The 11,460-nt window shown below is 56.8% G+C and carries 11 protein-coding genes; all 11 read left to right on the top strand.

The genetic code is table 11. The annotated features are described in order from the left end of the window. The first annotated feature begins 56 nt into the window (after positions 1–56). The 11 genes from HYN24_RS04550 to HYN24_RS04500 all read left to right on the top strand — a co-directional run bounded on the left by HYN24_RS04550 (position 57) and on the right by HYN24_RS04500 (position 11,439). Complete coding sequence (locus tag HYN24_RS04550; protein WP_117610200.1) at positions 57–1,694, top strand: methyl-accepting chemotaxis protein; 1,638 nt, start codon at positions 57–59, stop codon at positions 1,692–1,694. 9 nt (positions 1,695–1,703) lie between these two features. Then, the gene (locus tag HYN24_RS04545; protein ID WP_117608156.1) at positions 1,704–2,240 is read left to right on the top strand and encodes a chemotaxis protein CheW; all 537 of its coding nucleotides are present in this window, start codon (positions 1,704–1,706) and stop codon (positions 2,238–2,240) included. 38 nt (positions 2,241–2,278) lie between these two features. After that, positions 2,279–3,904 (top strand): methyl-accepting chemotaxis protein, encoded by a 1,626-nt coding sequence (locus HYN24_RS04540; RefSeq protein WP_117608155.1) that lies wholly within the window; start codon positions 2,279–2,281, stop codon positions 3,902–3,904. A 9-nt stretch (positions 3,905–3,913) separates the two neighbouring features. Further along, positions 3,914–4,465, top strand: coding sequence for a chemotaxis protein CheW (locus tag HYN24_RS04535; protein WP_117608154.1), 552 nt, complete (start codon positions 3,914–3,916; stop codon positions 4,463–4,465). Positions 4,466–4,493: 28 nt separating this feature from the next. Continuing rightward, complete coding sequence (locus tag HYN24_RS04530; RefSeq protein WP_117608153.1) at positions 4,494–6,020, top strand: methyl-accepting chemotaxis protein; 1,527 nt, start codon at positions 4,494–4,496, stop codon at positions 6,018–6,020. A gap of 134 nt (positions 6,021–6,154) precedes the next feature. Then, on the top strand, positions 6,155–6,748 hold the full coding sequence (locus tag HYN24_RS04525; protein ID WP_117608152.1) for a chemotaxis protein CheD: 594 nt from the start codon (positions 6,155–6,157) through the stop codon (positions 6,746–6,748). Beyond that, entirely contained in the window at positions 6,748–7,560 is an 813-nt protein-coding gene (locus HYN24_RS04520) for a protein-glutamate O-methyltransferase CheR (protein ID WP_117608151.1), read from the top strand. The genes HYN24_RS04525 and HYN24_RS04520 overlap by 1 nt, the downstream gene beginning before the upstream one ends. Next, a complete protein-coding gene (locus tag HYN24_RS04515; RefSeq protein ID WP_117608150.1) occupies positions 7,557–8,069 on the top strand; it encodes a chemotaxis protein CheD in 513 nt (170 codons plus the stop codon). The genes HYN24_RS04520 and HYN24_RS04515 overlap by 4 nt, the downstream gene beginning before the upstream one ends. Then, positions 8,062–9,132, top strand: coding sequence for a chemotaxis response regulator protein-glutamate methylesterase (locus HYN24_RS04510; RefSeq protein ID WP_117608149.1), 1,071 nt, complete (start codon positions 8,062–8,064; stop codon positions 9,130–9,132). The genes HYN24_RS04515 and HYN24_RS04510 overlap by 8 nt, the downstream gene beginning before the upstream one ends. A gap of 10 nt (positions 9,133–9,142) precedes the next feature. Further along, positions 9,143–9,979 (top strand): HDOD domain-containing protein, encoded by an 837-nt coding sequence (locus tag HYN24_RS04505; RefSeq protein ID WP_117608148.1) that lies wholly within the window; start codon positions 9,143–9,145, stop codon positions 9,977–9,979. Between the two features lie 110 nt (positions 9,980–10,089). After that, on the top strand, positions 10,090–11,439 hold the full coding sequence (locus tag HYN24_RS04500; RefSeq protein ID WP_117608147.1) for an ATP-binding protein: 1,350 nt from the start codon (positions 10,090–10,092) through the stop codon (positions 11,437–11,439). Positions 11,440–11,460 lie beyond the last annotated feature (21 nt).

Raw genomic sequence — 11,460 nt, 5'->3', positions numbered from 1 at the left:
ACCACGTCACGAACAAAATTCAAGAGACTGCTTCACTTTCATAGATGGGAATCAACATGTTCAAGAATCTGAAAATCGGTGTCCGACTGGGCATAGGCTTTGGCATAGCGCTGACTTTCCTGATCGCTGTCGCATCCGTCTCGCTGATGCGCATGGCCGACATCACCGCAGCCACCACCAACATCGTCGACGACCGGATGCCCAAGATCGAGATGTCCACCGAACTCCAGATCAATACGCTGATTATGGCCCGCTCGGTACGCAATCTGATCATGGCCGAAGACAAGGCGTTTGAGAAAGCCCAGATTGAGATCGTGATGAAGGCACGCAAGCGGAACGCGGAAATACTGGAAAAGCTGACCCCGATGATCAACACGCCCAAGGGCAAGGATATGCTGAGTGCCATGGTGAATGCGCGTACCAAATATGGTGCCGCAGTCGACGAAATGCTGCCGATTGCTGACTCCAGCTCACCCAAGTACAACCAGAAGAAGGCGATTGAATACCTGTTTGGCGAATACACCCGTGTCGCGAACGATTACATTGAAGCCACCAAGGTTTTCTCGGATTTCCAGAAGGAAATGGCCGCCAAGTCCGGCAAGAATGCCGAGGAGACATCCGCTTCAGCTAAGACTACGGTTCTAATACTCGCTGTCATTGCTACCGTGCTGGCGATTGTCTTTGCCTGGTGGGTGACAATCAGCATCACCCGCCCGATCAACGAAGCGGTGAAGGCGGCGACGGCTCTTTCCGAAGGCGATCTGACCGTCAAGCTCGAGTCTGACAGCAAGGACGAAGTCGGCCATCTGATGAACGCCATGCAGAACATGATCGGCAAGCTCACCCAGATCATCGGCGAAGTCCGTACCGCCGCCGATAATCTGACCAATGCCGCCGGACAGGTCTCAGCCACCGCCCAGTCCCTGTCGCAGTCTTCCAGCGAACAGGCCGCTTCGGTCGAGGAAACCACCTCGTCCATGGAGCAGATGACCGCTTCCATTTCGCAGAACACCGAGAATGCCAAGGTTACTGACAGCATGGCTTCCAAGGCCGCCGCCGAGGCTGCCGATGGCGGTCAGGCCGTAATGCAGACGGTCGATGCCATGAAGAGCATCGCCGACAAGATCGGCATCATCGATGACATCGCTTACCAGACCAATCTGCTGGCGCTCAATGCCGCCATTGAAGCCGCTCGTGCCGGCGATCACGGCAAGGGTTTCGCCGTCGTTGCCGCCGAAGTGCGCAAGCTGGCCGAACGCTCCCAGGTAGCCGCCCAGGAAATTGGCGGCCTGGCATCGTCCTCCGTCAAGCAGGCCGAGCGGGCTGGCAACCTGTTGAATGAAATGGTCCCGTCCATCCGCAAGACGTCCGATCTGGTGCAGGAAATCGCCGCTGCCTCCAGCGAACAATCCTCCGGTGTCGCCCAGATCAACGGTGCCATGGGGCAGCTCAACCAGGCTACCCAGCAGAATGCTTCCGCCTCCGAGGAGCTCGCTGCCACCGCCGAAGAACTCGGCTCGCAGGCCGAACAACTGCAACAGACCATGACCTTCTTCCATCTCGAGGATGGCGCACGCCGCAGCACCCAGAGCTTTACCCCGCCCAGCCGCAGTTCAGCCGGGACCAGCAAGCCACGCGTCGCAGCTCGGACAGCCGCGGTTCAGATCAACGAGGGTGACTTCGAACGCTACTGAGGAGTCATCATGGGACAAGTCGTAAAAGCCAACCCAAAAGCAAACGCCGTGGCGGTTGCCGAGGCGCCGGCGCAGTACCTGACCTTCTCTTTGAGCGGCGAGATGTTTGGTCTCGGCATCCTCAACGTCAAGGAAATCATCGAATACGGCAATCTGACGGAAATCCCGATGATGCCGAACTTCATTCGTGGTGTGATCAACCTGCGCGGCAGTGTCGTGCCAGTGATCGACCTGGCCGCCCGCTTCGGTGGCCAGCCGACCGCAGTCGGCCGGCGCACCTGCATCGTGATTGTCGAAGTGCCGGATGAGGACAACCGTCACGATATCGGCATCATTGTCGATGCCGTTTCCGAAGTACTGGAAATTCCGGGCAGCGAAATCGAGCCACCCCCTTCCTTCGGCGCCAGGATCCGGGCCGACTTCATCTTCGGCATGGGCAAGGTGGCCGGCAAGTTCGTCATCCTCCTCAACATCGACAAGGTCCTCTCCGTCGAGGAAATCGCCATGCTGACCGGCACTCAAATGTCGGCCGACGCTCAATCCTGAATCCAATAACCAGAGACGCTCCGGGGGGTGAGACAACCATGTTCAAAAACTTGAAAATCGGTATCCGGCTGAGCATCGGTTTCTGTGTGGTGATCATTCTCTCGATCACCATGTCGGTCATTGCCTACCGCTCACTCAACCAGATCACGCACAGTCTCGACGTCGTGGTCAATGACCGGCTTGAAAAGGCCATCCTTTCCCAGCAGACGGTCGACCAGATCAACATCAATGCGCGTGCCATGCGCAATGCCCTGCTGGTCAAGACCCCCGAGGAAGCGCAGAAGGAAATGGCACGCATTGCCGAAGCGCGCAAGACCATTGGCGAAAAGTTCGAGTTGCTCGACAAACTGAACCGATCCGAAGCCGGACGAAAAGTTCTGGCTGAGGCACAGGAAGCCCGGAAATTGTTCATCGTCGACCTTGATAAGTTCACTGAGCTTCAGAAAGCTGGAAAGAAGGAAGAAGCCACCGAGTTGTTGGTCAGCAAGATCCGGAAGTCACAGGGTGACTACATCAAGGCTGTTGGCCAGATGGTCGACTACCAGACCACGAACATGAAAAAGGCCGGCAAGGAAGCCGAACAGTTTGCCCAAAATGCCGAAAACCTGATCATTTTTCTAGCCCTCGGATCGACCCTGATCGCGATTGCTTTTTCCTGGTGGGTGACAATCAGCATCACCCGCCCGATCAACGAAGCGGTGAAGGCGGCGACGGCTCTTTCCGAAGGCGATCTGACCGTCAAGCTCGAGTCTGACAGCAAGGACGAAGTCGGCCATCTGATGAACGCCATGCAGAACATGATCGGCAAGCTCACCCAGATCATCGGCGAAGTCCGTACCGCCGCCGATAATCTGACCAATGCCGCCGGACAGGTCTCAGCCACCGCCCAGTCCCTGTCGCAGTCTTCCAGCGAACAGGCCGCTTCGGTCGAGGAAACCACCTCGTCCATGGAGCAGATGACCGCTTCCATTTCGCAGAACACCGAGAATGCCAAGGTTACTGACAGCATGGCTTCCAAGGCCGCCGCCGAGGCTGCCGATGGCGGTCAGGCCGTAATGCAGACGGTCGATGCCATGAAGAGCATCGCCGACAAGATCGGCATCATCGATGACATCGCTTACCAGACCAATCTGCTGGCGCTCAATGCCGCCATTGAAGCCGCTCGTGCCGGCGATCACGGCAAGGGTTTCGCCGTCGTTGCCGCCGAAGTGCGCAAGCTGGCCGAACGCTCCCAGGTAGCCGCCCAGGAAATTGGCGGCCTGGCATCGTCCTCCGTCAAGCAGGCCGAGCGGGCTGGCAACCTGTTGAATGAAATGGTCCCGTCCATCCGCAAGACGTCCGATCTGGTGCAGGAAATCGCCGCTGCCTCCAGCGAACAATCCTCCGGTGTCGCCCAGATCAACGGTGCCATGGGGCAGCTCAACCAGGCTACCCAGCAGAATGCTTCCGCCTCCGAGGAGCTCGCTGCCACCGCCGAAGAACTCGGCTCGCAGGCCGAACAACTGCAACAGACCATGACCTTCTTCCATCTCGAGGATGGCGCACGCCGCAGCACCCAGAGCTTTACCCCGCCCAGCCGCAGTTCAGCCGGGACCAGCAAGCCACGCGTCGCAGCTCGGACAGCCGCGGTTCAGATCAACGAGGGTGACTTCGAACGCTACTGAGGAGTCATCATGGGACAAGTCGTAAAAGCCAACCCAAAAGCAAACGCCGTGGCGGTTGCCGAGGCGCCGGCGCAGTACCTGACCTTCTCTTTGAGCGGCGAGATGTTTGGTCTCGGCATCCTCAACGTCAAGGAAATCATCGAATACGGCAATCTGACGGAAATCCCGATGATGCCGAACTTCATTCGTGGTGTGATCAACCTGCGCGGCAGTGTCGTGCCAGTGATCGACCTGGCCGCCCGCTTCGGTGGCCAGCCGACCGCAGTCGGCCGGCGCACCTGCATCGTGATTGTCGAAGTGCCGGATGAGGACAACCGTCACGATATCGGCATCATTGTCGATGCCGTTTCCGAAGTACTGGAAATTCCGGGCAGCGAAATCGAGCCACCCCCTTCCTTCGGCGCCAGGATCCGGGCCGACTTCATCTTCGGCATGGGCAAGGTGGCCGGCAAGTTCGTCATCCTCCTCAACATCGACAAGGTCCTCTCCGTCGAGGAAATCGCCATGCTGACCGGCAAGGACCCTGCCGGGACAACCGACCCGAACTCGCTCACCCACTAACGCCTCAGCATTCAATAGAGAGAACCCCATGTTTAAAAATCTCAAAATCGGCGTTCGACTGGCCATCGGCTTTGGCTTCGTACTCGCCCTGCTGACAGCAATCGCGACCATTTCCTACACCCGCCTTGGGGCGCTGAACGAATCCGTTAATGACATGGTCTCCGACAAGTTCCCGAAGACGGTGATTGCCAACGACATCATTGGCCATATCAATACGGTTGCCCGTGCCCTGCGCAATGCCGCACTGCTCAAGAATCCAGACGACATTGCCAAGGAGCTCGAGCGTATTGCTGACTCCCGCAAGAAGGTCGGCGAAGGTTTTGCCAAGCTGGACAAGAGCATCACCAGTGATGATGGAAAAAAGGCGCTCGCCAAAGCCATCGAGGCCCGCCAAGCCTATCTGGTCGACCAAACCCGATTCCTCGAATTGCTGAATGGTGGAAAAAGGGACGACGCGGTGGAAATACTGGTCACCAAGTTGCGGAAGTCACAAGGGGCCTATATCGCTGCCGTTAGTGACCTGATCACATTTCAGTCGGCCCTGATGGAAAAGGGTGGTAAAGCGGCTGAAGACATGGCGACATCGGCCAAGCAATTGATGCTGGCCATGGCGGCCAGCGCAATTATTATCGCCTTGCTCTTTGCCTGGTGGGTGACAATCAGCATCACCCGCCCGATCAACGAAGCGGTGAAGGCGGCGACGGCTCTTTCCGAAGGCGATCTGACCGTCAAGCTCGAGTCTGACAGCAAGGACGAAGTCGGCCATCTGATGAACGCCATGCAGAACATGATCGGCAAGCTCACCCAGATCATCGGCGAAGTCCGTACCGCCGCCGATAATCTGACCAATGCCGCCGGACAGGTCTCAGCCACCGCCCAGTCCCTGTCGCAGTCTTCCAGCGAACAGGCCGCTTCGGTCGAGGAAACCACCTCGTCCATGGAGCAGATGACCGCTTCCATTTCGCAGAACACCGAGAATGCCAAGGTAACCGACGGCATGGCCTCGAAGGCAGCCAAGGAAGCTGCCGAAGGTGGTGACGCGGTTGGAAAAACCGTTGAAGACATGAAGAGCATTGCCAGCAAGATCGGCATCATTGATGACATCGCTTACCAGACCAACCTGCTGGCCCTCAATGCCGCCATTGAAGCCGCTCGTGCCGGCGATCATGGCAAGGGTTTCGCCGTCGTTGCCGCCGAAGTGCGCAAGCTGGCCGAACGCTCCCAGGTAGCCGCCCAGGAAATTGGTGGCCTGGCATCGTCCTCGGTCAAGCAGGCCGAGCGGGCTGGCACACTCTTGACCGAAATGGTTCCCACCATCCGAAAGACCTCGGATCTGGTTCAGGAAATCGCATCGGCCTCCAGCGAGCAGTCTTCCGGTGTCGCCCAGATCAACGGCGCCATGGGGCAACTCAACCAAGCCACCCAGCAGAATGCCTCGGCCTCGGAAGAACTGGCGGCAACGGCAGAAGAGCTAGGCTCACAAGCTGAACAACTGCAACAAACCATGATGTTCTTTCGGCTTGACGATAGTCAGCGAGGTCGAGCCGGCTGGTAATGCTGAGGCCAGTCTTGGCCGCAACACCTGAGGACACCATCGCTAGCCAGACGGGGGCAAACTGCCAGTAAACCAGAGTCAGGCGGCGACAACGAACTTGCAGGGCCTGCCGCACCCAGGAAGCATGGAAGCAAATGGATTACAGCAAACTTTCTACTCAGGAAATTGAGCGCCTCGCCCGGACCATTCATCCCGGGGCCTGGGCAATCGAACCTGATCGGCCGCTGGCCACGCTGCTTGGCTCCTGCGTTGCCGTTTGTCTGTTTGATCCGCAAGCTCGAGTCGGCGGACTCAATCATTTCATGCTGCCAAGCATCCGACGTAGCAGCAACGATGATATCGACTCGTTGCTGTCTGGCGCTTACGCCATGGAGTCGCTACTCAATGGACTGCTGCAAAAAGGGGCAAAGAAAGTGCGCTTACAGGCCAAGGCATTCGGGGGTGGAACCATCATTAACACGTCCGGACCATTGATGAGCATCGGTAGCCGAAACGCTGACTTCACCAAGGAATGGCTGAATCGCGAGGGTATCCCGCTACTCGCTTCGGATTTTCTCGGCCCTTGGTCGCGTAAAGTCCTTTTCGTTCCCACCACCGGCGATGCTTTCTGCCGGCGCATGGTCACGAACATGGCAACAGCAGAAGTCATTGCCAGAGAAGAAAAGAGCTACGCGGAGACTCTGGTTCAGAAACCCAAAACCTCTGAAAAGAAAATCGAGTTGTTCTGATGGCCGAACCCAGTCCCATCACCGACCAGGAATTTGCCCTTTTCCAGCGGCTGATCTACAAGATTGCCGGCATAAGCCTGAGCGATGCCAAAAAGATATTGCTCGTCGGTCGTCTGACCCGACGCCTCAAGGTTTATGAGCTTGGCAGTTTCACGCAGTATTACCGGATGCTGGCTACCGGCGAGCACCCTGAAGAACTGCAGACGATGGTCGATCTGCTGACCACCAACGAAACGTATTTTTTCCGTGAGCCCAAGCATTTCGCTTTTCTGCGCGATGAAATCATCCGCAAGCGCAACAGCCCCGCCAGCTTCCGAGTGTGGAGCGCGGCCAGTTCGAGTGGCGAGGAAGTCTACACACTAGCCATGGTGCTTGCCGACAACCTGCCCAACACGCCGTGGGAAATCGTCGGTTCCGACATCAGCACCCAGGTGCTGGCCAAGGCGGCGACCGGTCACTACTCACTGGCCCGCACCGAAGGCATTCCGCCGGGGTACCTGACGAAATACTGTCTGAAGGGCGTCCGCTCCCATGCCGGAACTTTCCTGATTGCCCCCGAGTTGCGAAAAAAGACGCACTTCTATCAAATCAACCTGATGAACCCGATTGATGCAGAAATTGGCGAATTCGAAGTCATTTTCCTGCGCAACGTCATGATTTACTTCGATCCACAGACCAAGACCAGAGTGGTGCACAATCTTCTGCCACGCCTCAAATCCGGTGGCTACCTGATTATCGGACATTCGGAAACACTGAACGGCATCACTGATCGCGTCGAAGCGATTCTTCCAACCATCTATCGAAAGCCATGAGTCAGCAAGCTGTCGGGATAAAAACGGTATTTCTCAACCCTGGAGACTTTTACTTCGGTGGGAAAGACGCGCGCATCTCGACTTTGCTCGGTTCATGTGTATCGATCACCCTGTGGCACCCAAGACGGCACATTGGCGGTATGTGTCACTACATGCTGACAGAGCGCAAGCGTCCGGCCAATGCCAAGTTGGACGGCCGCTTCGCCAGTGAGGCATTCGAACTTTTCCTGCAACACGTGGAGGCAGCAGGAACGCGGCCCAGTGAATATCAGGCCAAATTGTTCGGCGGCGCCAACATGCTGGCCGATCCATCCGGCAAGCAAATGGATATCGGCCCGCGTAATGTGGCCCACGGGCGACAACTGCTGGCCGCGAACCATATCGCGCTAATGGCCGAACATGTAGGGGGCAGCGGACGCCGAAAATTGCATTTCGACATCTGGAGTGGCGATGTTTGGCTGGCCTTCCCGCAAGGCTCGAATGCCGAGATCAGGAGCCCCTATGGCTGACAAGATCAAAGTCATGATCGTCGACGATTCGGCCCTGGTCCGTCAGGTCGTTGCCCAGGCGCTGGCCAGCGACCCCGGCATCGAGGTCATTGCAACGGCGGCCGACCCGCTCTTTGCGCTGCAAAAGATGAAAGTCGCCTGGCCGGATGTTCTGGTCATCGACATCGAGATGCCGCGTATGGATGGCATTACTTTCCTGAAAAAAATCATGGCCGAGCGCCCAACGCCGGTCGTCGTCTGCTCATCCCTGGCCGAAAATGGCGCCCTGGCGACATTCGAGGCGCTTGCAGCAGGGGCTGTGTCGATCATCACCAAGCCCAAGGTCGGGCTGAAAAGCTTCCTCGAAGATGCTTCGAACGATATCGTGCAGGCGGTGCGCAGCGCGGCCCGGGCCAACATGCGGGCAGTTCGCGCCACGGCCATCGACCGTCCAAAGCTGACGGCCGATGTCATGCTCAGCGCGGGCAGCAACCGGACACTCGAACGCACGACCGATCAGGTGGTTGCCATCGGTACCTCGACGGGTGGCACGCAGGCCCTGGAAGCAGTCCTGACCAAACTGCCAGCCACTTCGCTGGGCATTGTGATCGTCCAGCACATGCCGGAAAAATTCACGGCGATGTTCGCCGAGCGTCTGAACAGCCTCTGCCAGATCGAGGTGCGCGAAGCAAAAAATGGCGATCGGGTCATCCCCGGCCTGGCGCTGATTGCACCCGGCGGACGGCACATGATGCTCAAACGCAATGGCGCGCAATACGTCGTCGATGTCGCCGACGGGCCGCTGGTCAATCGCCACAAGCCCTCGGTCGATGTACTTTTTCGTTCCGTCGCCAAATTCGCCGGCGCCAATGCCCTTGGCATCATCATGACCGGAATGGGCGACGATGGCGCTCGCGGCATGAAGGAGATGCATGATGCAGGCGCCAGGACGATTGCCCAGGACGAAGCCAGCTGTGTCGTTTTCGGCATGCCCAAGGAGGCCATCAAACTGGGGGCCACGGATCAAACCATTCCGATCGACAACATCCCGGCTGCAATCATCAGCTACGGCGTGGGGCACTGAGAGAAAAGACATGGACAATCAGGTAGCGTTAGACGCACTGGTAGCGAAAGCTGCTCTCGGCGACATGGTGTTTCCCACCCATGCCGACATTGCATTGCGAGTTCGGCGCGCACTGGACAATCCGGATTGCGCCATCAGCGAATTGAGCAAGCTTATTTCGGCAGAGCCGATACTTTCCACGAAGGTGGTCAGTATCGCCAATTCGGTGGCCTACAACCCCTCCGGGCGTGCCGTCAGTGATGTGCGCAGTGCCGTGTCACGGCTTGGCTTCACGACCTTGCGCTCGATGGCTACGGCGGTCATCGTGCGCCAGATGGAGGGAATGGCGCACTCTTCCGAGCACCTTGCTCTGGCTCATCGACTGTGGGAACACTCGGCTAATGTTGCTGCACTGGCCAGGGTGATCGCACGCTATGTAACCAAGCAAGACCCTGAGGCGGCCTTTTTTGCCGGGATCGTGCATGAGGTCGGTGGCTTCTACCTGATCTCTAGAGCTGCGGAGTTTCCCGGACTGCTGGAGAACGGCCTTGAGGCCTGGCATAACGATACCGAAGCAAAACTGGGTCATATCGTATTGCGCGCACTGGATGTGCCTGAAAACATCCTCGGCGCAATCGAATCGCTCTGGGGTGGCTATCTTGCCATGCCCGCCACATCGCTCGGCGATACCCTGCTTCTGGCGGACCAGCTTTCACCAGTCGAGTCGCCATTGGCCCAACTCTCTGGAATGGGCAAGCAGGGAATGCTGGCTGACATTGAACTATTGGTCGATGGAGAAACACTGACAAGCATATTGGCAGATTCAGCTGAAGAGCTTGCATCGCTTACGGCCACCTTGAATAGCTAGTATACGATGGGTCGATTTCGCTAGATCGAAACGCCCAAATGGACCATTAATCTCGTCATAATCCATCTTTCCACCCGTCATCTCATGGCTTTGCCGAATTTCCTTTGAAGATGTTAGCTGAACGCAAAAAATTGATTCAGTCGCTGTTTGACGAATACATTGAGATGTACGCGTCACGGGATCAAAGGCTGGCGGCCCGTTTTAGCCAAAACTTTAGCGGCTACGCAGGAAGTAGTGACCAACTCATCACCGACACGGATGAGTGGATAAAGGTGACCCTGCTGGATTTTGAACAAATACCCCAGCGTATAGAAATTGAAATGCTCGACCTCTCGCTTCAGGATCTCAGCGACGATGTCGTATCGGCAACTGCCTTTTTTCACATTCATTTGCCAGTTCCCGAGTCGTTTTTGGCGCGGGAAACCGCCCGTCTGGTCCTTATTTTCAGGCGTGAAGATGGCAATTGGATGATCACGCATAGTGGCATTTCGATCCCGTTCGGTCTCGCTGAGCGTGGCGAGGTCTATCCGATGCAGCGCTTGAATGAACGGAATAGCGAACTTGAAGCGTTGATTGAGGAGCGCACCCACGAACTGAAAATAGCAATCGACGAGCTGGCTCAATCACATGAGCAATTACTTCAGTCGGAGAAGCTTGCCTCGATTGGCCTTCTGGCTGCTGGCGTGGCCCACGAAATCAATAACCCGATCGGCTATGTAACTTCCAATTTGGGAACATTGAATGCTTACACCAGGTTGCTCCTGGATATCGCTGTTGAGCTCGAATCGTGGATTGGGGCCGGTGCGCCACAGGGAGAAGCCCTTTTCGCGCTGAAACAGCGACTTGATGATGCCGAGCTTGACTACCTCAGTAATGATCTCGATTCCTTGATCAAGGAATCCCGCGATGGGCTAGAGCGCGTGCGGAAAATTGTTGCTGACCTTAAAAGTTTTGCGCGTCTTGATGGTACCGAACTGCAACTGGCTGATATCAACGTTGGGCTGGACACCACCCTTAATATTGTCTCGAACGAACTCAAGCAAAAGGCCAAGGTCGTATGCAATCTGGGCAAGCTTCCGCAGGTACGTTGCAATCCTGGCAAGATCAACCAGATATTTATGCACTTGCTGCTAAATGCAGCTCAATCGATTAGCCAGTTCGGGACAATAACCATCACGACGAAACATCAGAGTGACTGGGTCACGATCGCAGTTAGCGATACGGGAGTCGGCATACCCGACAAAAATATCAAACGAATTTTTGACCCGTTTTTTACAACCAAGCCGGTCGGCAAGGGGACTGGCCTTGGGTTGTCCATATCCTGGGGGATTGCGTGTGACCATGGCGGTCGCATTGAAGTGGATAGCACGCCAGGCGTTGGCAGCACCTTCACCCTTTATCTCCCAATATCTGGCCCGGATGTGGCTCCGGGTGAAGCCCTTAAGGACTCTCGTCAGTGAGTGTTTGGCGGTGGCAACATA

The sequence above is a fragment of the Dechloromonas sp. HYN0024 genome, from assembly GCF_003441615.1.
Taxonomy (GTDB): domain Bacteria; phylum Pseudomonadota; class Gammaproteobacteria; order Burkholderiales; family Rhodocyclaceae; genus Azonexus.
The sequence above is the reverse complement of the archived record's forward strand: the minus strand, read 5'-3'. Positions and strand labels throughout refer to the sequence as shown.

What these genes read in the sequence shown, in the direction of transcription:
- HYN24_RS04505 (WP_117608148.1), top strand. Translation starts at nt 9,143, where the DNA reads ATGGACAATCAGGTAGCGTTAGACGCACTGGTAGCGAAAGCTGCTCTC.
- HYN24_RS04540 (WP_117608155.1), top strand. Translation starts at nt 2,279, where the DNA reads ATGTTCAAAAACTTGAAAATCGGTATCCGGCTGAGCATCGGTTTCTGT.
- HYN24_RS04520 (WP_117608151.1), top strand. Translation starts at nt 6,748, where the DNA reads ATGGCCGAACCCAGTCCCATCACCGACCAGGAATTTGCCCTTTTCCAG.
- HYN24_RS04535 (WP_117608154.1), top strand. Translation starts at nt 3,914, where the DNA reads ATGGGACAAGTCGTAAAAGCCAACCCAAAAGCAAACGCCGTGGCGGTT.
- HYN24_RS04545 (WP_117608156.1), top strand. Translation starts at nt 1,704, where the DNA reads ATGGGACAAGTCGTAAAAGCCAACCCAAAAGCAAACGCCGTGGCGGTT.
- HYN24_RS04525 (WP_117608152.1), top strand. Translation starts at nt 6,155, where the DNA reads ATGGATTACAGCAAACTTTCTACTCAGGAAATTGAGCGCCTCGCCCGG.
- HYN24_RS04500 (WP_117608147.1), top strand. Translation starts at nt 10,090, where the DNA reads ATGTTAGCTGAACGCAAAAAATTGATTCAGTCGCTGTTTGACGAATAC.
- HYN24_RS04510 (WP_117608149.1), top strand. Translation starts at nt 8,062, where the DNA reads ATGGCTGACAAGATCAAAGTCATGATCGTCGACGATTCGGCCCTGGTC.
- HYN24_RS04530 (WP_117608153.1), top strand. Translation starts at nt 4,494, where the DNA reads ATGTTTAAAAATCTCAAAATCGGCGTTCGACTGGCCATCGGCTTTGGC.
- HYN24_RS04515 (WP_117608150.1), top strand. Translation starts at nt 7,557, where the DNA reads ATGAGTCAGCAAGCTGTCGGGATAAAAACGGTATTTCTCAACCCTGGA.
- HYN24_RS04550 (WP_117610200.1), top strand. Translation starts at nt 57, where the DNA reads ATGTTCAAGAATCTGAAAATCGGTGTCCGACTGGGCATAGGCTTTGGC.